24 protein-coding genes are annotated in these 24,017 nt (G+C 28.4%); 3 read left to right on the top strand and 21 right to left on the bottom strand.

Annotated features, from left to right (window positions below; translation table 11 throughout):
• The first annotated feature begins 68 nt into the window (after positions 1-68).
• Positions 69-866: a membrane lipoprotein lipid attachment site-containing protein gene (locus tag L8X36_RS04255; RefSeq protein WP_263682684.1), complete on the top strand. Its 798-nt coding sequence runs from the start codon at positions 69-71 to the stop codon at positions 864-866.
• On the opposite strand, the gene L8X36_RS04250 is transcribed toward L8X36_RS04255, so the two are convergent.
• The 6 genes from L8X36_RS04250 to L8X36_RS04225 are packed head-to-tail and all read right to left on the bottom strand — an operon-like array spanning position 853 to position 5,042.
• Complete coding sequence (locus tag L8X36_RS04250) at positions 853-1,392, bottom strand: hypothetical protein (protein WP_263682682.1); 540 nt, start codon at positions 1,390-1,392, stop codon at positions 853-855. The genes L8X36_RS04255 and L8X36_RS04250 overlap by 14 nt on opposite strands.
• Positions 1,376-1,930 (bottom strand): hypothetical protein, encoded by a 555-nt coding sequence (locus L8X36_RS04245; RefSeq protein ID WP_039627963.1) that lies wholly within the window; start codon positions 1,928-1,930, stop codon positions 1,376-1,378. The genes L8X36_RS04250 and L8X36_RS04245 overlap by 17 nt, the downstream gene beginning before the upstream one ends.
• Entirely contained in the window at positions 1,927-2,892 is a 966-nt protein-coding gene (locus L8X36_RS04240) for a hypothetical protein (RefSeq protein WP_263682681.1), read from the bottom strand. Before L8X36_RS04240 ends, L8X36_RS04245 begins: the two co-directional genes overlap by 4 nt.
• Positions 2,893-2,897: 5 nt before the next feature.
• Positions 2,898-3,521, bottom strand: coding sequence for a lysophospholipid acyltransferase family protein (locus L8X36_RS04235; protein ID WP_263682680.1), 624 nt, complete (start codon positions 3,519-3,521; stop codon positions 2,898-2,900).
• A complete protein-coding gene (gene miaB, locus L8X36_RS04230; RefSeq protein WP_039617568.1) occupies positions 3,505-4,803 on the bottom strand; it encodes a tRNA (N6-isopentenyl adenosine(37)-C2)-methylthiotransferase MiaB in 1,299 nt (432 codons plus the stop codon). Before miaB ends, L8X36_RS04235 begins: the two co-directional genes overlap by 17 nt.
• The gene (locus tag L8X36_RS04225) at positions 4,800-5,042 is read right to left on the bottom strand and encodes an HP0268 family nuclease (RefSeq protein WP_039617566.1); all 243 of its coding nucleotides are present in this window, start codon (positions 5,040-5,042) and stop codon (positions 4,800-4,802) included. Before L8X36_RS04225 ends, miaB begins: the two co-directional genes overlap by 4 nt.
• A 123-nt stretch (positions 5,043-5,165) precedes the next feature.
• On the opposite strand from L8X36_RS04225, the gene nusA reads away from it, so the two are divergent.
• On the top strand, positions 5,166-6,257 hold the full coding sequence (gene nusA / locus L8X36_RS04220) for a transcription termination factor NusA (RefSeq protein ID WP_263682679.1): 1,092 nt from the start codon (positions 5,166-5,168) through the stop codon (positions 6,255-6,257).
• Here nusA and L8X36_RS04215 read toward each other — a convergent pair.
• From L8X36_RS04215 to L8X36_RS04205, 3 genes are read right to left on the bottom strand one after another with little or no spacing between them, the layout of a single operon-like run.
• Positions 6,254-6,607 (bottom strand): membrane protein, encoded by a 354-nt coding sequence (locus L8X36_RS04215; protein ID WP_039627957.1) that lies wholly within the window; start codon positions 6,605-6,607, stop codon positions 6,254-6,256. The genes nusA and L8X36_RS04215 overlap by 4 nt on opposite strands.
• Entirely contained in the window at positions 6,604-7,977 is a 1,374-nt protein-coding gene (locus L8X36_RS04210) for a cytochrome P450 (RefSeq protein ID WP_263682678.1), read from the bottom strand. The genes L8X36_RS04215 and L8X36_RS04210 overlap by 4 nt, the downstream gene beginning before the upstream one ends.
• 9 nt (positions 7,978-7,986) lie before the next feature.
• The gene (locus L8X36_RS04205; RefSeq protein ID WP_263682676.1) at positions 7,987-9,117 is read right to left on the bottom strand and encodes a DUF829 domain-containing protein; all 1,131 of its coding nucleotides are present in this window, start codon (positions 9,115-9,117) and stop codon (positions 7,987-7,989) included.
• A gap of 163 nt (positions 9,118-9,280) precedes the next feature.
• Between L8X36_RS04205 and L8X36_RS04200 the strand changes: the two genes are divergently transcribed.
• The gene (locus L8X36_RS04200; protein ID WP_263682675.1) at positions 9,281-10,789 is read left to right on the top strand and encodes a hypothetical protein; all 1,509 of its coding nucleotides are present in this window, start codon (positions 9,281-9,283) and stop codon (positions 10,787-10,789) included.
• On the opposite strand, the gene L8X36_RS04195 is transcribed toward L8X36_RS04200, so the two are convergent.
• From L8X36_RS04195 to L8X36_RS04140, 12 genes are all read right to left on the bottom strand, one after another.
• Complete coding sequence (locus tag L8X36_RS04195) at positions 10,786-11,964, bottom strand: capsule biosynthesis protein (protein WP_263682673.1); 1,179 nt, start codon at positions 11,962-11,964, stop codon at positions 10,786-10,788. The two genes, L8X36_RS04200 and L8X36_RS04195, sit on opposite strands and share 4 nt — an antisense overlap.
• Positions 11,961-13,946: a capsular polysaccharide biosynthesis protein gene (locus tag L8X36_RS04190; protein ID WP_263682671.1), complete on the bottom strand. Its 1,986-nt coding sequence runs from the start codon at positions 13,944-13,946 to the stop codon at positions 11,961-11,963. Before L8X36_RS04190 ends, L8X36_RS04195 begins: the two co-directional genes overlap by 4 nt.
• The gene (locus L8X36_RS04185; protein ID WP_263673803.1) at positions 13,940-14,941 is read right to left on the bottom strand and encodes a glycosyltransferase; all 1,002 of its coding nucleotides are present in this window, start codon (positions 14,939-14,941) and stop codon (positions 13,940-13,942) included. Before L8X36_RS04185 ends, L8X36_RS04190 begins: the two co-directional genes overlap by 7 nt.
• Before the next feature lie 1,567 nt (positions 14,942-16,508).
• Complete coding sequence (locus L8X36_RS04180) at positions 16,509-17,603, bottom strand: DegT/DnrJ/EryC1/StrS family aminotransferase (RefSeq protein WP_263682669.1); 1,095 nt, start codon at positions 17,601-17,603, stop codon at positions 16,509-16,511.
• Between the two features lie 12 nt (positions 17,604-17,615).
• Positions 17,616-18,953: an ANL family adenylate-forming protein gene (locus L8X36_RS04175; protein WP_263682668.1), complete on the bottom strand. Its 1,338-nt coding sequence runs from the start codon at positions 18,951-18,953 to the stop codon at positions 17,616-17,618.
• A complete protein-coding gene (locus L8X36_RS04170; protein WP_263682667.1) occupies positions 18,946-19,668 on the bottom strand; it encodes an SDR family NAD(P)-dependent oxidoreductase in 723 nt (240 codons plus the stop codon). The genes L8X36_RS04175 and L8X36_RS04170 overlap by 8 nt, the downstream gene beginning before the upstream one ends.
• Positions 19,668-19,964: a hypothetical protein gene (locus tag L8X36_RS04165; protein WP_263673810.1), complete on the bottom strand. Its 297-nt coding sequence runs from the start codon at positions 19,962-19,964 to the stop codon at positions 19,668-19,670. The genes L8X36_RS04170 and L8X36_RS04165 overlap by 1 nt, the downstream gene beginning before the upstream one ends.
• Positions 19,948-20,538 carry an acyltransferase gene (locus L8X36_RS04160; RefSeq protein WP_263673812.1) on the bottom strand — a complete coding sequence of 197 codons (591 nt, stop codon included), beginning with the start codon at positions 20,536-20,538 and terminating at the stop codon, positions 19,948-19,950. Before L8X36_RS04160 ends, L8X36_RS04165 begins: the two co-directional genes overlap by 17 nt.
• The gene (locus L8X36_RS04155; RefSeq protein WP_263673814.1) at positions 20,538-20,936 is read right to left on the bottom strand and encodes a hypothetical protein; all 399 of its coding nucleotides are present in this window, start codon (positions 20,934-20,936) and stop codon (positions 20,538-20,540) included. The genes L8X36_RS04160 and L8X36_RS04155 overlap by 1 nt, the downstream gene beginning before the upstream one ends.
• 11 nt (positions 20,937-20,947) lie before the next feature.
• Positions 20,948-21,484, bottom strand: a complete 537-nt coding sequence (locus L8X36_RS04150) for a dTDP-4-dehydrorhamnose 3,5-epimerase family protein (protein WP_263673816.1) — start codon at positions 21,482-21,484, stop codon at positions 20,948-20,950.
• The gene (gmd, locus tag L8X36_RS04145) at positions 21,484-22,623 is read right to left on the bottom strand and encodes a GDP-mannose 4,6-dehydratase (RefSeq protein ID WP_263673817.1); all 1,140 of its coding nucleotides are present in this window, start codon (positions 22,621-22,623) and stop codon (positions 21,484-21,486) included. Before gmd ends, L8X36_RS04150 begins: the two co-directional genes overlap by 1 nt.
• Positions 22,624-23,991: a mannose-1-phosphate guanylyltransferase/mannose-6-phosphate isomerase gene (locus L8X36_RS04140; RefSeq protein ID WP_263682665.1), complete on the bottom strand. Its 1,368-nt coding sequence runs from the start codon at positions 23,989-23,991 to the stop codon at positions 22,624-22,626.
• Positions 23,992-24,017 lie beyond the last annotated feature (26 nt).

The raw sequence follows: 24,017 nt of genomic DNA, 5'->3' as shown, positions 1-24,017 counted from the left end.
AACCCTTATTATAAAACATATAATATAGCAAAAAATTGTTATAATTATAAAAATCAAAAGGAGAGAAAATGAAAAAAATATTATTATTTTTTAGCATAATTTTATTTTTAAGTGCTTGCACTGGTAATCAAAAAACTTATTATATTTCTATGCCAAATTTTAAAAGTACTTTTGAAGAACACAACAACACAAATGCTAATAGTCCTAAAGTCAAAATCAATGATGTAGAAATTATAAAAAATACTTTTTATAGTTCATATTTTGAGCAATCTACCCTAAATCAAAGAATTAATAAAAGCTTAGAATTACTCAAAAAACAACTTTTAGAAGATAGCAAAGCATTGCTTCAAAGTAAAGGATATATTATAGATAATGAAAATCCTGATTATGCTTTTAATATAGTTATCAATGCTAGTTTATATGAAGATAAGGTTACAAGAAATTCAAGTCTTGGAGGCGATAGTGTGGAATCTTCTTTTATGATTATTTTAGAAGCTCAAAGTCATTTAAACAATTTGCACCAAGAAGATACTTTCCAAAGTACAACAAGCTCAGCAAAATTAAACGATCCTATTATTTTAAATTATCCTATAAAAGGACAAGCAAGCATAGAAAGCTTTAGAGAGGTATACAGTGCTGTTCCAACCCAAGTTAATGAAAGTCTTGCAGCAAGTGCTTTAGAAATTGATAAAGTTTTTGTTGCTTTTTATAAAGAAATCGCATCTAGTTTAAAAACGAGTATAAAAGAAATCAAAGAAAAACCAAAAACACAAGAAAACTCAGAAGTTCAAGATGCAAAACAAGATGATAAAAAAGAAGAAAAAGCTACTCCTTATCAAAATAATGAAGTAATCATTTTTGAATAGCTTGTGCGTAAAACACTTTGATCTTAAATTTAAGATTGATGTGTTTTTCTTCGGATTTAAACTCTACAGGAGTGCTAATTTCTATTAAATTTTTATATCTTTGCAAATCATTTAAAAAAGAGTAAAAAGCTTGAGGATTTTTCATCTTTACATTAGCTCCAAATTGGTATTTTAAATACTCTTGCTCTTTTTTAATAGGAATGAGATTGATTTTAACATCATCAAAGTAATTTTTCATAAATTCTAATAATTCTTTTTGTGAAAATTCTGCATTGATTTGAGCTAAATTTTGCGCATTCACCTTTTGAAACTCATCAATAACTTTTTCTAAAGCTTGCAACTCATTTATTGCTTTAGTGTTTTGAATTTGCTGGGTTGCTAATCTTGAATGCTCGATTTTATAATCTTTCAAAAAAGGCACGATTAAAAATAAAATCAAAATCGCACAAAGCGCTACAAATGAAAAAGAATAAATCAAGATTTTTAATACATCAGCTTCTTCTAAGCTCTTATCGTTTTTGCTCATACATTTCCTCTGGTATAGTGATATTTACACTTACAAAGCGATACCACCCATTTTCTAATTGATAATAACTTGTTTGAGAATTGGAAAAAATACTTCTTAATGGAGCCTCTAATAATAACGCAAACATTTCTTTAGTAGGTGTAATACCTCTTAAAATAAGTGATCTATCTTCCATTAAAACCTCATCTAAAGATATGTTTTTAGGCACTAAAGTAAAAAGATTTTGAATACTTTTTAATAAAACTTTATTTTTACCATTTTCTTGCTCTTGCTCTAAATCTCCCAAAATCAACTCTGCTTTATCATTTTGTCTTACTAATTCTTGATATTTAAGCTTATTAGCATTAATTTGTGCGATAATTTGAGCTAATTCTTCTTTTTTATTATCAAGTTGCACAGACGCATAATAACTTTTAAAAACAACCACAATAAATACTACAAAAATCAAAGCAACACTAATACTAGTAAAATAAATCCAAATTCTAGTAAAAAGATTAAAAACAGGTTTTATCTTAGGTTTGATTAGACTATATCTCATAATTTTAAGTCCTTCACCATAAGTTCATTCATCAAATTTAAAGTATCTACAAGTTCTACTTTAGGTTTTATAAAAAGCTCATTTTCTAAATAATCAAGCGAGGTCGGACTAAAACTTTCCTCATCAAAAATCACAATTTCTTCCAAAAAGCTATTATCATACAAAGGATTTTGATAAAATTCTTTTACACTTGAAATGATGTATTCTATCATTTTCATATCTGAGCTAAAATTTTCTAAAGACTCAATAGGAAGTTCTTCTTTTTCTTCATCTAATTCCTCAAGTTTATCAAGCTCTTGACTCATTTCTTCTAAACTTTTTAAATCATAATTTTGCTCATTTTCTTCTTCTTGATTTTCATCATCAATTTGTAAATCAAATTCTTCTTTAATATCATCAAAAAAATCATCTTCATCATAATTTTGATTAGCTATATTAAAATAACTTCCAAACAATATAGCTTCATTTTTACAAATTAACATCGCAACAAAATCATGGTATCTATACACATAAAGGCCTATTTTTTCTTCAAAACCTCTATTTGTCATACAATGATAAAGCAAAGAAAAAGGCGAATAAAGTAGATCTAAACCGCCAAAAGCCTCATAATCTTGCTCATATGAGCTTAAAGAATGATTAGATGCATACAATAAGCCATTGTTAAAAGAAATGCACTTAACACTACTTGCATCGACACCAAAATTGGAAAGATCTTTAAAATTTGAGCTTGGCACAACGCCTTGGGCAATAGGAGTAAAAAAAGTACATATATAATAAATTTGAAAATCTTTAGTTAAATTTTTTACATATTCTATAGCTTTTTCTTTGTCTTCAAAGCTTTTTTCAAAAGTATCCACAGCTTGAGATTTTTTCCAAGTATGACATCTTATAATGTATTGTTTTTCATCATAGCAAATACAAACTAAAAGTTGTAAAATATACTTTCTAAAAAAAGATAACATAGTGTTTATCCTTTGTCTATTTGACTTATCATATCAAATTTTTCTTTTATCAATACTTTAGCTTCTTCTAAATTTAAATTTTGTATTTTGATTTCTTCACTTAGTCTATAGGTAATCTTAGAAAAAGGTTTAGGTAAGATCATTTTATCCCAGCTTTTAAATTCCCAAAAAGAACTTGCTTCATAATTTAGCAAAAAAAGTGGAGCATTTTTTTTCAAAGCTATCATCACAGAACCATCTGAAACACTATGATAAGGTCCTCTTGGCCCATCTGGAGTGATAATCACATCATCGCCTTGATCTAAAATTTTAAAAGATTGTTTTAATAAAGCCAAAGCACCTTTACTTGTACTACCTCTTAAAGTATCCAAACCAAAAAAGGCAATATTTCTAGCAATGATTTCTCCATCTTTATGGTGTGAAATCATCACATAAGCCTTTTTTCCTTTAATACCCATTTTACGATAGGCAAAAGGCATTAGAGCAAGACGCCCATGCCAAAAAAGTATCACACATGATCTTTTTGGAAGATTTTGCCCTAAATAAACCTTTCTACAAGTTAAAAAAATCAGCCATTGTAATAAAAAAATTCCAAAAGCTAAAAGATTAATCTTAAAGGATTTCGCCATTTAACACCATACGCCTAGGATTGGTGATTTTTACTTTTTTCATTTGTCCTAATAACTCTTCACTGCCTTTAACTTGAATCAAAAAGTTATTATCACTTCTACCTGCTACAAAACCTTCACTTCTTAATTCTTCAAATAAAACTTCAAATTCTTTATCTTTTTGTTTTGCAACAATTTCATCTAAAATTTCTGTATGTCTTGCTTGTAAAATACTCAAGCGTTTTGAAGCTATATCATCAGGAATTTGATTTGGCATAGTTGCAGCTTTAGTTAGTGGTCTTTTAGAGTATTTAAAAGAAAACATTTGCTCAAAACGCACTTTTTCAAGTACATCCATAGTATCTTCAAAATCTTTATCACTCTCACCTGGAAAAGCTACAATCACATCAGTAGAAATGCTCACATCTTTACACATAGAACGAAGTTTCAATGCTCTATCTAAATACCACTCTTTAGTATAACCGCGTTTCATAGCCTTTAAAATTTCACTCGAACCACTTTGTAAAGGCATATGCATAGACTTACAAACTTTAGGATTTTTAGAAAAAACCTCTAAAAATCTATCATCCATATGCAATGGATGTGGACTTGTAAAACGGATACGCTCTAAACCTTCAATTTCACTTAGTCTTTCTAAAAGATCTGAAAAATTAATCTTTTCATGTGCATTAGAAAATCTTTTGCCATAATTATTAACATTTTGTCCTAGCAAAAAAATCTCTTTAGCACCTTTGGAAACAGCTTTTAATGCTTCATTTTTAATAATCTCAAAAGGTATGGAAATCTCATCTCCTCTTGTATGAGGCACTATACAATAAGTACAATGTTTATCACAACCTATGGAGATATTAATATAGGTTTTATAAAGGCTATTTCTAAAATCTGCAAAAGCATAGTTACTCTCATCAAAATCTATATCATTACCTAAAAATTTTGGAGTATTTACAGCCTTTGTGATTTTAGAAACATTTCTAGCACCCAAAACAAAATCCACATTAGGAGCACGCTTAAAAATCTCATCTCCTAAATGTGAAGCAGTGCAACCACAAACTCCTATTTTAGCTCCATTTTTTTTGATTTTTTCAAAACTTCCAACTTCTGAAAAAAGCTTATGTACAGGCTTTTCACGCACTGAACAAGTATTGATTAAAATCAAATCTGCTTCTTTTGCATCTTGAGTTAATTCATAATTTTCTTTTTCTTTAAGTTCAGCTATCATATGCTCTGAATCACGCACATTCATAGCACAACCTAAAGTTTGTATAAAAAGTTTTTTACTCAAAGAATGTGTACCTCATACATAAAATCTGTATCATCTAAACCATATTTGATTGTTCTATGATAAACACATTTTCCTTTTTTTTCAAAATGCTCTACTAAAGCGATTAATTGCTTATGTGCATTGTCTTTATCAAAATAGAAAAATTTTTGACCTTCTTTATCTACAGCCTTTTCAATACTTTCTAAACTTATACTTTTTGGCTTTTCATCAACAGAGGTTCTTGCTATTTTTAAATCCATATCATCATCCTCAAGTTTTTTTAATCTGAAATTATAGCAAATTTTACTTTTAATTAAACTTATTAAAGATATAATTTTATTCTTCGAACTTTTAAAATCCAAAATTAAGGTTGTATTGTCATTATGGAAAAAATCACAGATATAATTGAATCCATTGCTAATGAGAAAAATTTACAAATAGAAGATGTAAGAGAAAGAGTTAAAAAAGCACTTATTAATACTGCTAAGAAAATTTATGGTGATAAATATGAATTTTTTGTTGATTCAGGTAAAAATTTACAACTTTATCAAAAAATCATCGTAGTAGCTGATAATGATGAAAGATTAGAAAATGAAAATGAGCATTTTATCGCTTTAAGTAAAGCAAGAGCAGAAGCTAAAGATGTAGAAATTGGCGATGAGCTAACTTATGAATGCTCTTTAGAAAATTTAGGCCGCACTGCTGTAAATATCTTACATAAAGAATTAGAATACAATATACAAAAACTCTTAGAAGAAAAAATCTATGAAAAATACCAAAAAATGGTAGGACATATGGTTTTTGGTAGCGTAGTAAGAGTAGATAGTGAAGAAAATACTTATGTAGAAATTGATGAGTTTCGTGCATATTTACCTAGAAAAAATCGTATCAAAGGTGAAAAATTTAAAGTTGGCGATGTGATTAAAGCTGTTATTAGACATGTATATATTGATAAATCAGGTATGAGAATGGAGCTTAGCAGAACTAGTCCTAAATTTTTAGAAGCTTTATTAAAAGCTGAAGTTCCTGAAATCAAAGATGGTTTTATAAATATTTATGCAAGTGCAAGAATTCCAGGCGAGAGAGCAAAAATCATCTTACAAGCTAATAGCCCAAGTGTTGATGCAGTAGGAGCAACTGTGGGTATAAAAGGAGTTAGAATCAATGCTGTAAGCAAAGAATTAAAAAATGAAAACATTGACTGCATTGAGTATTCTAATGAAATGGCAATTTTAATCACTAGAAGCTTAGCTCCAGCCATTATAAACTCAGTTATTATTGAAGATAAAAAAGCTATTGTAACACTAAATAGTGAGCAAAAAAGCAAAGCCATAGGAAAAAGTGGTATTAATATACGCTTAGCTAGCATGCTTCTTGGATATGAGATAGAGCTTAATGAAGTAAACAATGAAGATAAAACTAATAACCAAGAAGAAGCATTTAAAAATCTTAAAGCTTTATTTGGAGAAAATTAAAGCTGCTTACCGACAGTTTGTTCGGTAAGTTTTCTTTCTAAAACTAAATCTACTATAGGTTGTTCTCTTTTATTTGCCTTTTGGCAGTGATTTTTGTCAAAAAAATCTGTAATTTTAATAACTATTTTAGCCCATCTTTTATCGCGTTCTCTCCAAGCATGAGATGATAAAGACTCCCAAGCATAACCATTAAATAAAGTAGCATTGACAAAATGATCAAGCGCTCTCACACCTTGTCTAACCCTAGCAGGATTGCCAAAAGTACCCACTATAACAATAAAAAGATAACTAATCACCGCTAAAGGAACGATAGCACAAAGTAGTATGGTTCCTGCTAATTTTTCTTTCATTTTTGCCTTTTTATAAATCTTATATTCATACCATTTGCTGATCTTATAGTCAGTCTTCCTACTATATCAGGTACAAAATTTTCTTCTAATTCTAACTTATAAGTCCTTAAAATATTAGCTAAAATCAAAACAGCCTCTTGCATAGCAAAGCCCTGCCCTATACACACACGCTCTCCCATACCAAAAGGCATATAAGTGTCTTTTTTAATCTTGCTTTTATCTTCATGGCGACTTGGATCAAACTCATGCGGATTTTCCCAAAAACTATCATGTCTATGGATAAGCCATGGAGCTACCACTACACCTGAACCTTTTTTGATAAGTTTATCTCTCATTTTGTTATCATTTCTTGCTTCTCTAGCAAAAAAGCCAACTGGTGGATAAAGTCTTAAACTTTCTTTAAACACATTTGTAAGATATTTCATCGCTCTAATATGTTCTATTTTAAACTCTTCATCACCTACAACTTGTATGATTTCTTCATAGGCTTTTTGTTGTTCTTTTGGAGAAATACTTAAAATATATAGCGTCCAAGTTAGTGAGCTTGCAGTGGTTTCATGACCTGCTAAAAAAAGCATGGCAACTTGGTCTAAAATTTCATTAAAAGAAAATCTCTCATTAGTATCTGCATCGACTACCATAAGCAATGATGATAAAATATCTTCATATTTTCCTTGATCATTTAGAGCATTGTCATATCTTGGTTTTATAATATCTGATAAAACCTTGCGTATAGTAGTGCCTGCTTTAAGTCTTTTTCTCTCGCCCAAAAGATTTGAAAGCCAAGTTGGGAAGCGAAACATTCTTCGCATAGCTGTTTTAACTGTTTCTTCTTGCACAGTTACAAAAGCATCTAAAACAAGTTTGCCTTTTTGCTCATCAAGTTTTGATGACATGATAGTTCTAAAAATCACATCTGCAGTTACAAAAGTCATAGCTTCATCTACTTCTATAATCGCTTTATCTTCATACTTTGCAAATCTTGCCATCATATCAGAAGCTGCTTCACTCATTAAATTAAAAACCTTAGAAATCCTTGTCATTTCAAAAGAAGGTCTTAAAAGCTCTCTTTGCTTTTCCCATACTCTGTCGTTAGTTGTAAAAATGCTTATGCCCAAAAGTGGCTCTAAAAGCTCATGTAAAAGTTGGCTTTTTGGGTATTCTCTAACCTCATCTATCATAATGCGTCTAACTTCTTTTGGATCATTTACCACATATAGATCAAATCCAGGCATTTTTACTCTGCCCATCATCATCTTATAGCTTCGCTCATAAAGCCCATCAAGCCATGATCTTCTTTTTAGTAAAAAAGTGGTTAATGTAGAAGCTTTATTTTTATAAGGCTTTGGATGAAAGGGACACTGACCCATGTTTTTCTCCTATTTGATTTTTTCTTCTAATTTATTTTTACCTATGATAAATTCAAAAAAGTCATATACCCCTTGAATTTGTGTAGCAAATAAATATAAAAAATGTGCTTTATATTTGTCTTTTTTGATTTTTTTATAATCTTTGCTTTTATATAAGGTATGAAATTTAGCCGAAAGGTATTTTGGGCTAAATTGTGCTTTTACCCCGCTTGTACGTATGAAATCAACTTGTGCAAAACAAGCTCCATCAATAATAGAAGTAAAATCATACCATATTAAATTTTTACTTCCTAAATACTCTAAATCTTTTCTAAACCTAAAAGATCTTTTTTGATAGCTTACTAAAGGTATACATTCACCTAAAGTTAAAACCTTTAAATTTTTAAAAGAAACATTTTCTTTTTCGCATTTTCTAAGTACTTTTGCTAAAACATTTATGCAAAGCACCGTTCCTACGCTATGTGCGCTTAAGATGATCTCATAGTTTTTATCATTTACATTTTCTTTTAATTTTTCAAAAATAACTCTAGCAAAATCATCTATTCTTAACTCAAGCTCACCTTGAGAATTTTTCTCCCAGTTTGCACAAAAAGAACAAATTCTAGCTATCCAAAAAACAGCTAATTTCTTGCCTAATTTATAAAGCATTTTTGGTAAAAATACTAATGATAAAATAAAAGCTAAAATTCCCAAAACAATATGAAAATTTTGCAAATATAACAAACTTCCAAAAGCACAAAATAAAGTAAAAATCAAACTCAAAAGTACATAAAAAAATGGATAATAACCTGTGATAAGTTGGTGCGGGGATTCTTTACCGAATTTTAAAAAAAGCCCTGTGATGGTATAAATTCTAAAAAAACTATAACAATCACTCAAAGCATCTTTTATACCCTCTGACCAGTTTTTTTTGACTATATCATTCCAACCTAAAAAAGTATAAGTGGTGTTTGTATATGGGGTTTGAATTTGCCAAGAAGGATAAGCATTAACTTGAGCTTTTGATAAAGTATAATCATAATTTAAAAGTGTATTTTGCTCAGCTAAATTTTTTTTAAACATAGCATAATAATGCCTATATCCTCTAGGATCATAACCAGCTATATAAAAAACATCTCTTTTTTGACACAATTTATCCATTAAAATCCCAAATAAACTCAAAATGAATTTAAAAATATAGCTAAAGTTGTTATCTTTGTCAAATGCTTATTTAAAGGCAAAATGAGGTGTTTTTACTCTGAAATTATTCATTAAAAAATATTTTATAAAATAAATAAAAAATTATAAAATCAAGAAAGAACTTATGAATATAATCTTACTAGGTGGCAGCAATAGTGTAGTTAAAAATGGTCTTAGAATAGGTCTTGAAAATAAAGACATTACACTACATAATTACGCTTTGGGACTTAGCACTTCTTTACAAAATCTTTATGAATTAATACGCCATGAAAAAACTATAAACAAAAGTGATTTTCTCGTCAGTGAATCAAATATCAATGATTATTTAAGCCCTATGAGTTTAAATATTATACTTAGAAATATTGATTATTTTTACGAAGAACTTTACAAAGCAAACAAAATTATCATAGTGCTTATACTCCCCATACCAGCTTACAATGACAAATCAAAAGCTATCAATGAAGCTCATAGGAAAAATTGTGCTTATTATGGTTTTAATCTAATCGATGTAGACTTTTACTATCAAAAAAATAATCTTTATGATTTTGATCAAAACTATAAATTCCACCCTATGCCACTAGCTATGCAAGAGCTTGGTAAAAACATCATTAAAAATTTACATAACTTTAAAAAATCCAAAGAAAAGATCATTTGCTCAAAAAGAAAATTTCACATCTTTGCGCCCTCAAGTTCAACTAAAATAGAGCATAAAAACTCATTTTTTTGTGAAAAAACTACAAAGATTAAAGCTAATGAAAAAATCATTTTTCCAAAAGAGTTAAAAAACTATCAAATCTTAGGTATACACACTTGGAATCACACTAACTCATCAACTCATGCTATATCATCTATAAGCATTGAAAACTCATCTTTTAAATTAGTAAAAAATTTTGGACTTATCAATACTTTTCAAGATATACAAAATGAAAAAGCAATTTGTGATGAGCAAACCTTTTTGTATGTTAATACACAAATTATCAAGCAAAGCGAGGAAAGTTCGGGCTTAAGCATAGCAAATGAAAAAACACCAAGACTTGATTATGTGGACTTAATAGGAATTTTACTTTTAGAAAATGATAATAATAAAAAAATTGAATGTAAAATTCAACTTACAAATGCTTATGAGCTTTTGATACCACCTATAGCATTTTATAAAGAATTAGTGCTAGAATACCATGAACTAAAAAAACTTGATATGCAAACATTTTTACAAAGTCAAAATCATAATCTTTTGCGTTTTTTAAATCACAAAGGCTTAAAAAACGAATATGAGATATTTATCCATCAAAACAATAAACTTTATGGAGCTAGCTTAAGGATAAAAGAAAGACTAAGCTATAAACTTGGGGAAGCTATCATGAAAAATAGCAAAAGTTGTCTAGGGTATTTTAAAATACCTTTTGAACTAAAAAAAATCAAAAAAGAGCATTTTAAAAATCAAAAAGATCAAAAAAACTTACCACCACTAAAAGCTTATGCAGACTATAAACACGCTCAAATAGCCAAAACACACTTGCCTTATCTTTTAGGTAATGCACTTTTACAAGCTTCAAGAACTCCTTTTAAAATAGGCTATTTAAGCTTGCCTTTTAAACTGAAAAAAATTGCAAAAAACTATAAAAAGAAAATTTAATCTAAACTAGTATTTTTGAAAAAATTCCCATTGACTTGGGTTTTATATATCACATAATTTCTAAATTTAGCATGTAAAACTGCATCAGGTTTATATGCTCTGCATTCTTTCCAAAAAGCATGCAAGCTTTTTTGATAAGTCAAACCTTCTATATCATAAAAAGCTTTTCCCATAACCTTTAAAGGACTATTGTGATATAAAGCAGAAAGTCCTACTGTGCTATTTATGACTATAGTACCTCTTGTATTGATTAAGAGCGTAGGTAAGTGTAAGTCATGTACATATAAAATTCTACCCTCGACATTGTATTTTAAGCTCAAATCTTCTATAAGTTTAGCATAGTCCCTATAGCCACGATCCATAGGATGGTGCTTAAAAACTAGATAAGACTTTGCTTTAGCATGATTAGCAAAAGAGATGATTACCTCTTCTATAAATTTTTCTGTAGTTTTTTTATAATGATGAGATAGTTGAGTATCATTATGCACTTGTAAAATAGCTAAAAAATACTTTTGTTTTAGGGAAAGAATTTTTTCATTTAAACTCTTTTCTGTGATTTTGTATTTGTTTTTTCTATATACTGAACAAAGCCAAGGTAAAAAGTCAAATAATTTTAAACTTCTATGATGTAAAGAATTATTAAAATACCAAGAAAATAAAAAAGCAAAAAGCCAGTATAAAAATGAAGAAAAGGCCATATTTCTAAAAGTGCTTGAGAAAGTTTTAAATTTAAAATCTTTATCAAATTTTTTCTGACTTAGATAAAATTCTTTTTCTCTTGGTAGAGTTGAGTTTGCATTCACTCCATCTTTTTCAAAAGTAATAAAATTTGGTCTTATGTAACCTTCTTCAAAAATCCATACTTCAATACCCATTTGTTTAGCTACATTAATGGCTATTTCATGTACTTTTCTACAATCATTATACATTAAGATAACTTGAATTTGTTTTTCTTCAAAAAGCTTTTTATAAAAGTCTTCAAGCTTGGCTAAACTTTTAGTATAATTAATACTCTTAAAAGGATAAAAGAAAAAATCTCCACCATTAAAATTTACTTTATAAACCTTAGCTTTTGGAATTTTTGTAGCAATTTTACGAAAAAATCCTCCCACAGGTCCTTGGAGCAATAAAACATTTTTACCAGAAAATTTTTTTAACTTTTTACTTAAATTCATCTAATTAAAATAAATTCTATTAATCTTCTTATTTTTCTTAATATATAAATTCTTATATCCATAAACCAACGCAAATAAAATTTAGAAAAATAATCTTTTTGCATTTTTAACATTATATCTAATGCAAGCTCAACTTCACATAAATTTTTACTTTTTGGATGGATGTATCTTGGATAAAGGATCAAAACGCCAGCAACAAGCTCTTCTAAACTAAGCATTCTTGTGCGTCTTGGAATTTCATGTAAATCACTTGTCAAACCCCAACCTGCATAAAAAGGCTTGCCATACACCACTACTTTTTTACCACGCAAAAGAGCGTCAAAACCACTTGTAGAGGTTATAGTATGTACTTCATCACTCGCATTGATAGCACTATCTATACTAACATTTTCTATAATTTCATCACAGTATTTTAAAATAATGCTTTTATCTTTTAAACCCTTACGATTACCGCTTAAAACATCAGGGTGAGGTTTAAAAACTAAGAAGGCGTTTTCATTGGCCTTTCTTACACTTTGTAAAAGTTTTAAGGTATCATAACCTGCACCACCTAAGATCATAGAAGCATCATCTTCTACTTGAGCAGGGATTAAGATGATTTTTTTACTTGTATTAAAATTTAATTTTTCATGTTTTAAGCCATTATACTTTGAAAATTTATTTTGCGTGATGGTAGTAATTAATTTTTTGGCTCTTTGTTTTAAACTCTCATCAAAAATGTGATTTTGCAAAATATCTTCTAAATCGCTTGGCTTGCTTGGATCAACATACAAACCTTTGCTATCTACTATTAAAGAAAAAGGGCGTGTAAGATCTGAACCCAAAAAAACTGAGCGTAAAAAGCCATCTTCTACTAAGAAAATTTCATTGCTAAAATCTTTAGCTAGTAAAGTTTTATCATATTTTTTACCCCAAATGAAAATTTTATCTTCAGAATTTAAATTTACTTTATAAAGTTCATCAAGTGAATTTAAAAAAATAATCTTATTGCTTTTTGCTTTAAAAAATGGTTTTATAAACTCTCTTTTCCATTTAGAAAAACCTAAAAAATACAAAGTATTTGAATTAGCTTGTTCTATCTTTTTATACTTTGCTAGGGTATGAATAGTATCAAAAATATCACTTTTTTGATTTAAATAAGGATTAAAATACTCACTATATAAAATATAAGTAGCATAAAAAACCTCTTCTAGGGTTCTTTTTTTAAGCCTTCTTTTACATGCTTGCTTGTCTTGAGTTAAACCCCAGCCTGCATAAAATGGCATACCATAGCACACGCATTCACATCCTAACATCAAAGCTTCAAAACCCATGCCAGAAGTTTTAGTATAGACTTTCTTAAAATGACTTAGCAATTCTATGGGATTATAATTTTCTTTTATAACTACACATTTGCTTGGTAAATCTTGTACATCAAAATCACTTTGTTTTTTACCGCTTAATACATCAGGATGAATTTTAATATATATTTTAGCATTTGGATTTTCTTTGATAGCTTCATTTATAATATCTTGAGTTGAGAAATTATCAGCTAAGCCAAATTTTAATGAAGCATCATTTGCTACTTGAGTGATGATCAATACGCGTTCTTCGTTAGTGTTAAAAAGCTCTTTTGGCACGCAAAGATTATTATTATACTTGCTAAGTTTTTCTGTTTTTATAAGCTCTATAGCTTTTTTTGCTTGCTCTAGCTCTTCAGAGCTAAACTCATAAGTATTTAAAATCTTTTCAAGTTTAGATGGTGCATTCGCATCGTAATAAATTCCTATATCGTCTTTGACGATAGAAAAACTTGGACTATTTTCTACACCTAAATTTAATGAGCGCAAAAAGCCATCTTCTAGCAAAATCAAAGAACCATTAAATTTTTTATATAAAAAAGAAGCCCATCTGCCAGTACGTTTTCTTCCCCATCCTATGAAGTTTTTTTTGTAAAATATTTGAATAAAATTGTTTATATAAAAACAATAACCATTTAGCATTTTTTTATACCTATAGTATCTATAATTTGTTCCAATCTTTGCTTCCACGTATGATTTTTTGCGATAAATTCTGCTCCTTTTTTTAACCTTATCTTATCATCTTCATTCAAACCATCTTTTTTAAACCTATACAGCAAATCTTTTAATTCTTCCTCGGTTTGAAATGAATAGCAATAGTCTTTGAAATATTTTTCAACAGCTAGTGTATGATTAGTAATAGCTACACCTCCACAAGCTATAATCTCTATAAGTCTTCTTGAAAACATAGTGGGGGAATTTTCTATAGTATTAACATTTAAAGAAATTAGATATTTTTTATATATTTCTGCAGTTTTTTCATACTCAACCGAAGAATAAATTTGCATACCTTTAAAATTTGGATATCTATAATTTATAGATTTTCTATTTGAATTTCTATCATAAACATCAAGATGATTAATCTTGGACGATAATTTAAACATCATATCTTGATAAAATCTTCTTTTTTTGTGTATATGCTTTGAATAACTTCCAACAAAATTAGCCTTAGTGGATATAAAATTAAATCCGGTAAAATTATGAAATTTGGATTGAACAGCAAAAGGCAAAACATCCACATAAGATTTTTCTCCTACATAAGATTTATATTTTGATATACAATTTTCATCAACGGTAAATATAAAATCAAACAATTTCGCACTTTCTATAAATCTATCAAAATGCACATAATCTTCTTTATTCCAAAATACCGTAGGAATATCTAACATTTTTGCAAAATTAACAAGCTTTTGTAATTTTCTATTATTTCTTCTTGGATAATCAGGGTATGAAGCGACTTTATACTTCCATTTATTTTTAAAGCCATGCCAAGCTGACTCAACAAATAAAAAATCAGGTTTCCAAAAATAAAATATAAACTTATAATTCAATGGAGTTATATTTTTTATAATTACTCCATCCTCTGCTTCCAAAGAAGCATAGGTTAATTCATCGGTAATTAAGGCTATTTTTAACATGCTTACTCACACTAAAATATTTTTTAATATAAATTATATATTATATTTTCTTAATTTCCGGACTTCAAATACAAATTTGATATACCAACCCTTATACCAAGTTTTATTAGCTTGTATAAGAGTTTGTCCTAGTTTATAAGAAAGATGGTTTTTAAGTTTTAAGCTTCTTGACAATCAAGATAAGATTCTAGCGGGGGGGGGGATAATTTTAAAGAAGAATCTTTTTATTTTTTTCTTGATAATTTTTTTGTTCTTGTTTGTATGAAATTATTAAGTAGTCTAAGAAAGATTGAGCTTACTATCATAACTTGACCTATTTTACAGGAGAGTTGGTTTTGGATACGAGATTTGGCTGTATCATATTTAATTTGAAAAGATAGTTTTGATTGGATTTGATTAAGTTGAGTTGATTTTTCTTGTATATTACTTTGCAATTGATTGATATGGTTTATATTGAAATTTATAATATTGTCTTTTTTATGGTTTTATTAAGAGTATTATTTAGGTTTTGGATAATATGATGCTTATCTACAATACTTTGGTTTTTAGGTTTAACCATATCAGCTATAAATTCAGCTATTTTATTTCATTTCTTTAAGTTCATAATTTTCTTTATAATTAGCTAAATCTTTCTTGGGAAATAATTTTTCTTTATATGGAAAAAAATTCTTTTCTTACCCATTCATTTGATTCTTCAAAATAATCTATATAAGATTAATAATTTCTTTTAGGAGGTGCATATTTTACACAATGATCCCTAGAACACAAATAATTTTAGATAGCACGAATTCTTCCCTAGATTTATAAATCATTTAATCTAATCTTATTCTCAACTCAAAACCTATTAAATCTTAACTTTCATTCTGTTTTAAAGGTATTGTAAAATTATCATCCCATTTTAAACCTATGCTCTATGTATAAAATCTTTTAGTAAATCTCCCTGATAGAATTTGTTTTTATCAAAGAGTCTTACTATTAATTGAGTTTTATTAAAACAAGAAGTCATTTTTTGATAATCAAGTGATTTTAATGTTTCATATCTTGTGCAAAATTTATAAAGTAATTTCTATCTATTTTTCACCCGTATACAGGACTGTAGAATTCCAACTAGTTTTCATATCAGCTTGAGATCTAAGGTATAATATATACATATTTAACTTTCTTAAAACCTAGCTCAATAAAAATTTTATTGAATATTTACACTATGTATTCATTTTGATAATTACTTATTCTCAATAAAATTCCCTCTGATGAAATTAAAAACTACATCAATGTTTTTTAATTTCATCCTGTAATCATTTCCATTTTACCGCTAAATATCCAGTTAAATAATTTGCAATTTTTATTTCATCACTTAATATAACTAAATATTCATTGTTATTTTTTAGTATACTATCTACAACTGATACAAAAAACCAATGCTAATATTCATTTTCTGTTTTATTTTCAAAGACAACACTCTGTGAATATATAACATTTTGCTTTGCTAAAGCTTCATTATTGTAATGTAAAAAATTCTGAATACTTGTTGTTCCCGTTTTAAGTATTCCTATATGCACATAAGCTGTCATGATTTGTCGTAAAATTTTCTAATCATTTTACAAATATATCCTATTTCTTCATCACTAATTTGTGTAAATGAAGGCAACCAAAGTCCTTTTTTTCCAATTAAATTTGAAACTTCATGTTCACCAGGAATTTGATAAGCTATTTGTTTATTGATTGGCCCATACATTAATCTTGTTCCTATATTTTTATCCTTTAAATAATTTTGAAGCTCATCTCTATTTTCAGCCAAAATATCATAAAACCATGGAGTAGTGTTTATAATATCTTGCTCAAATAATTTTACTTCTTTTATATCTTGCAATAGTTCTTTATACATTATGTAAATTTCTTTTTTTCTTTTTACTCTAAAATCAAGTTTTTTCATTTGCTCTATACCTATGCAAGCTTGAAGTTCGGTAAATTTAAAATTATATCCTATACTATCATGGAAATCATTTCCACCACCACTTCTACCAAAATCTTTTAGTTTTCTAAGTTTTGTAGCCAAAGTATCATCATTTGTTATTAACGCTCCACCTTGACCAGTGGAAATAATCTTTGGTGCTGAAAAAGAAAAACTGCCTATACATCCTGCGGTTCCAATATGTCTTTTATCAGGGTAAAAAGAGCCTAGAGATTGTGCAGCATCTTCTATAAGATATATGTTTTTTTCTTTGCATAATTTTTCAAATGCTTCTATACCTGATTTGGGATATCTACCATTTGCGCTGACTAAAATAATAGCCTTGGTTTTTGAAGTAATAGCTGATTTAGCTTTTTCTATATTCATACATAAAGTTTCTTTTTCTACATCAACAAAAACAGGTTTTGCACCTATCATTTTGACAGAATTTGGAGTAGCTATCATAGTATAGTTGGGAACTATCACTTCATCATTATAGTCTATATCTAAAGCAAGAGCTGCTAAAGTTAAACTTATAGTTCCATTATTTACAATTATACAATGCCTTGCATTAGTATATTTAGCTATCATTTCTTCTAGCAAAGTAGTTCTTTTAAATTCTGTTATAAAACCGTCTTCATCCATATAAGAGCATATAGCTTCTTTTTCTTCCTTACCAAACCATGGCTTCATTTGCATTATAAATTTCATTTTTTATCCTTCTTATATTCTAATCTTCTTAAACCTCTCACTAATTTCCAATCTTTGAACGATTTCCACTTTAGTTGGTATTTTATAATTAGCTAGTTTATCTTTACAAAACATTCTTATCTTTTTTTTAGCTTCTAATGTGCTAAAATTTTCATTTTGTTCTAACACAATCTTTACACAAACACTTTGGCCTGTTAGAGGGTTATTTTGTCCATAGACTAAACAATCTTGTATAAATGGTATTTGCATTAATACACCTTCTACTTCTTGGGGTAATACTTTTTCTCCACCAACATTAATAACTTCTTTATTTCTTCCGATAATTTTAATATATTCTTCACCATTTTCATTGATCACTTCAACTAAATCCCCAGTAGCAAAGTATCCATCATCTGTAAAAACAGAGTTATCGGCATTTAAATAACCCAAACTTTGCATATTGCTTTTTAAAAATAGCTCATTATTGATAATTTTATATGCTATGTTTTCTAATTTAAAATAGTTTCCAAAACTTTTTGTTTGAGCAATACCTACTTCACTTGTGCCAAAGGTTTGATGAAATTTAACCTTTGGAAAACTTTGTTTTAATTTTGCAAGTAAAGTTTCTGACATTCTTTCTGTGCCATAACTAATAAGCTTTAAAGAGTTTAAATTATATTTTTCAACTACATTTGTTACCAACATTAAACTAAGTAAAGAAGGTGAAGCAGGCAAGAGTGAAATTTGATATTTTTCTATGGTTTGAGCTAGAGCTTCAATATTTTTTCTTTCCTTTATAGCAATTGCGCAAGCATTCATACTAAGACAGTTAAACAAAGTATTTAAACCACCTATATGATCAAACATTAAAAATAATAAAATATTAAGTTTTTTTGGTTTTTTACTAAGATAAGTATTTAAAATCTTATCAAGATCATGTATCATAGCTTTAGGTTTACCTGTGCTACCACTTGAAAATAAAATCAAACCAGGTTTATTATCATTTATAAGTTTTTGAATTAAATCATGATTGTTATAATGTTTTTCCTGTAGCTTATATTGATTATTTTTAAATAAAATATCGCAATTAACTTCGGTAAGTTTGTTATCAATCTCACTTTCATTAATAAATGGAATAATTATTTTATTAAGCTCAATACATGCTAAAAATAAACTTATACTTTCAAAATCATAATCACCTACAATACCTACAATGTCTATATTTTTAAGATCTGCTAATAAGCTGATTTTATTAATCACATTATTGCATAAATCATTGTAAGTATATTTTTGTTCTTCATAGATTAAAGCATATTGCTCTTGATTTTCACTAAAAATTTTATTTAAAAAGACATTTTTAAACTTATCCATTTACTCCGCCTAAGTATATTACTTGTCCTGTTATAAAATCACTTTTTTCATTAATAAAAAAATCAACCACATTAACAACATCTTGAAAATTACCAAATCTTTTTATAGCTTGCTTATTAAGTAAATCTTGTATTTTATCTTTTGGGACATTTTTAATTAAATCAGTAGGAATTGGAGTAGGTCCTATGGCATTACAAGTAACACCAAATGAACTTAATTCTTTAGCACAAACTTGAGTTAAATTACAAATAGCTGCTTTTGATGCAGCATATATAGCTTCCCCTTCTAACCTTAAAGCAACCGCAACAGTAGAAAAATTTACAATCCTATAAGGCATAGCAACTTGTTCTTTTTTATAAGTTTGACTCATAATCTTTGAAACTTCTCTTATAAACAAAAAACTACCATAGACATTAGTTTTAAAAATATTATCTAAACTTTTAAATGGAGTTGTTAATATATGATTCATAGCTGCTACACCAGCATTATTAATTAAAATATCAATTTTTCCAAATTCTTTCTTTACGCTTCTTACCATAGAAACTACATCTTTTTCATCGCAAACATCTAATTCAAAATGTCTGTAGTTTTTATGATCTATACTTGCTTTACCTCTTGAGCAACCACAAACTATATGATTTTTTACTAAATAATATTCACTCAGTTCTTTACCTATGCCTTTTCTAGTTCCTGTGATAATGATGATTTTTTGCATTATTCTTGCTCTTGGAGTTTTTTAACTATATAATCAGTCAAGCTTTCAACATCTTTAAATGGAGAATTTCTAGCACTCATTGTTCTATCATTGGCTAATACAATTTCTTTTTGAAACTCTCCGCTTAAAGCTTCCTCCAAATCAGAAACTAAATTTACCAAGGCTAAAGAATCTAAATTTCCACCTATACCATAAATTTTTGTTTCTACGCTAGGATTTCTTAAATTGTCATTTTCTAATTCATCAGCCAAATTTTTTAATGACATAACAATCATATTTTTAATTTTCTCTTGCATTTATTTCTCCTTTTAAAATATCTTGTTCCAATTTTACCATATTTCTACTTCTCTCTTGTATTCTTTTTGCTGGTATACCAAAATAAATACCAAAAGCTTTTGTTGGTCTACAAATCATACTCATTGCACCAACAGCAACTCCTTCTTCTAAATTTCCACCCGGTAAAATAACAGACCCTGTTCCCAATAAGCTGTGCTTTTTTAGATGTATTTTTTTCTTTATATCTTTTCTGTAAGAAATATCTACAGTAGGAACTGCAATACTCTCACCAGAAAAATCTGAAGACTCTGTGATAACTCTTGCATAACTTGCAATCCCTACAAAATCTCCAATATCAATTCCACTATTACCATTTAAAAAGCTATATGAGGCTATATGAACATAATTACCTATGTTAATATCTCCTGATAATATACAGTAACTTCCTATACGCACATTATTTCCCAGGGAGATTTTTTCTGGTTTATAAATTTGGGTTAAACGATCAATCAAAACATTTTCACCTAAACTTTTAAAATTCATATTTTCAAGTTCTTCTCTTGTATAAAACATTTCTTCCAAATCAAAAGCCATCATAATCTTCTTCTATCATTATCCGCACCCACATAAGGGCCATTTTTTATTTCTAAAACTTGAGTATTATCTTCAAGTATAGTGTAACCATGTCCACCTCTAAGTAGAATTAAAACATCACCGTCTTTTGCAATTAATTCTTCTATAAAATTATCATTTATATCATAAATTTTCGCACTTATAGAGCCTTGTTTTATATATAAAACTTCTTGAGTCCAATATACTTTTCTTTCCACTTCATTATGAGTATGTGCTAGCAATTCTTTATTTGCATCATAATTCCAAGTACCAACTTGTATAAATTCATCATCATTGGAATAAAATTTGAGTCCTTGCTCCCATTCTGAAGCTTGAATATGTTTTGCTAAAATAATTCCGTCTTTGACTATCTCTTTCATCATTATCTCCCTTAATTTTCACTTAACATATCTCTATCTGATAAAATAGGATTATTTGTAGGCCAATTTATGTTGATTTTATCATCATTCCAAGCAAAAGTAAATTGTTCTTTAGCATCTAGGTATTCTCCATCATACGCTAATTTATAATGATATATCACTTCTTTGCTTTTAGCATAATATGCATTACCCATATTAGGTGGGATTAAAATCATTCTTTGATTATCTTTATTGATATCAAAACTTTCCCATTTAAGATAGGTAGAAGAATTTTTTCTGCAATCTACCACCACTTGAAAAATATCTCCATAAACACAAGTTACATATTTCCAAGACTTATAATCTCCATGTATACCTCTTAATACATTTTGACATGATTTTGAAAATTTATCATGTTTAAAATATAATCCTTTGGGTAGTAATTTTTCTATTTCATCTTTTAAAAAAGAAGTCCAAATATTTCCTCTCAAATCAGTTGAAATATTTGGAGTTATAATATAAACCCCTTTAATTTTTTTGGATTCTTCTATATTAAATTCTATAGCCATTACTCGTAATACCTCATTATTTTATATCCACCTTGTTTAAGATAGACATCTTTATTCATAAGTTTTAAATCGCTTTCCATCATATCATCAACTAAATTTTTAAGATCATATTCTCTATTCCAGCCTAGTTCTTTTTCAGCTTTAGAAGGATCGCCCAAAAGCAAATCAACTTCAGTAGGTCTAAAATATCTAGGATTTACTTTTACTACCACTTGACCTTTTTGAAGATGGTTAAAATTTAAAGAAAGCTCTTTAGCTCTTTGTTGGTCAAAATCTTCTATAAAACCTTCTTCATCCACTCCGCTTCCTTTAAAATTTAATTTTATCCCACAGTATTCAAAGGCAAGCTTCACAAAGTCTCTTACTGTAGTAGTTTTTCCAGTAGCTATAACCCAATCATCGGCCTTTTCATGCTGAAGTATCATCCACATCATTTTTACATAATCTTTTGCATGACCCCAATCTCTTTTAGCATCTAAATTACCAAGATAAAGTATATCATCTAAATTTAAAGCTATTTTTGCAGCCGCGCGGGTGATTTTTCTAGTTACAAATGTTTCTCCTCTAACGGGACTTTCATGATTAAATAAAATTCCATTACATGCAAACATATTATAAGCTTCTCTGTAATTTACCGTAATCCAATATGCATACATTTTTGCTACCGCATAAGGACTTCTTGGATAAAATGGAGTTTTTTCACTTTGTGGAGTTTCTTGTACTTTTCCAAAAAGCTCTGAAGTAGAGGCTTGATAAATTTTAGTTTTTTGAGTTAGATTTAAAAATCTCACCGCATCAAGTATTCTAAGTGTACCTATACCATCAGCATTTGCTGTATATTCTGGTGTTTCAAAGCTAACATGCACATGACTCATAGCAGCAAGATTGTAAATCTCATCAGGTTTAATCTCAGCTATTATTCTAGTTAAATTCATAGAATCAGTCATATCACCATAGTGTAAATAAAAATCATTTTTTTTGCCATGATGACCTTCAAATAAATGATCTATTCTATCTGTGTTAAATAAAGAAGATCTTCTTTTTATACCATGTACTTCATAGCCCTTATTGAGCAAAAATTCAGACAAATACGCCCCATCTTGTCCAGTAACTCCAGTTATTAATGCCACTTTTTTCATTTATATCCTTTTATAATCATCTTCTAATCTTACTATATCATCTTCACCTGTGTATTCACCCACTTGAGCTTCTATAATCACAACAGGAATTTTGCCATAATTACTTAAACGATGTTTTTGCCCCATTTTTATATAGATTGACTCATTAGGTCTTACTAAATTTTCCATTCCATCTATTTCTACAGTTGCCGTACCACTTAAAACTATCCAATGTTCGTTTCTGTGAAAATGTTTTTGTAAAGAAAGTCTTTTACCAGGTTTAACTTCTATACGTTTAATTTTATATCCTTTTTCATCTTCAAGTATAGTAAAACTTCCCCAAGGTCTATGCGTGCAAAGATGATTTTTACTTAGATTTTCATTTTCTTGAATAGTTTCATAAATTTGCTTTACTTTTTGAGAGGATGATTTTTTACTAATTAAAAGTGCATCTTGAGTATCTATGATAAATATATCATCAAGATCAATTGTGGCTATAAATTTCTTTTGATCGCTTGCATAGCAAAAGATATTATTAGAATCTAAAAATTTGGTATTAACATTAGAATAATTATTACCATTATTAAACTCTTTAGCTAAGCTTTCAAAGCTTCCTACATCACTCCAAGAAATGTTACTAGGTATCACTTTTACTTTGTTTGATTTTTCCATCAAGGCATAATCTATGCTTAGTTCTGGAATTTTTTCCATGTCTGTTGATTTGATTTTGATAAAATCATTTTGTATTAAAGCATTTTTATGCGCTTTTAAACAAAAATCATATATTTCTTTTGAATAAGCTTGCATTTGCTCTAAGAAAAAACCAACTTTAAACATAAACATACCAGAATTCCATAAATAACTTCCATCTTCTAAAAATTCTTTAGCTTTTTTAAAATTTGGTTTTTCTATAAAAGCTTCAACATCATAAGTGTTTTTGGATTTAATATAGCCATATCCAGTATGTGGATTATCAGGTTTTATACCAAAGGTTACAAGATAGTTATCATTTGCAAATTCTAAAGCTTTAGCTATTGCTTCTTGATATGCTTTTTCATTTTTGATTAAGTGATCGCTTGGTGTAATTAAAACTATTTCTTCTTTAGGCAAAGATAAACATGCTAAAGTGATAGCTGCTGCAGTATTTTTTGCTAGTGGTTCTAAAATAAACCTAGTTTTACTTGTGTTTGAAATTTGATCAAGAGCTAGAAAATACTGCTCTTCGTTGCATACTATTAAAGTATTAGAGCAAAATTTGGAATTTCTTTGTACAGTCAGCTCAAATAAAGATTTACCATCAAATAATTTTAAAAATTGTTTTGGCATTAGTGTTCTACTAAGTGGCCAAAGTCTTGTGCCACTACCACCGCAAAGAATAATGTTTTTCATACTTTCCTCTATACTTAACTACATTT

Source organism: Campylobacter sp. CNRCH_2014_0184h (genome assembly GCF_025772985.1).
GTDB lineage: Bacteria > Campylobacterota > Campylobacteria > Campylobacterales > Campylobacteraceae > Campylobacter_D.
Note: the sequence above shows the minus strand (reverse complement) of the source record. Positions and strands in the feature narration are given on the sequence as shown.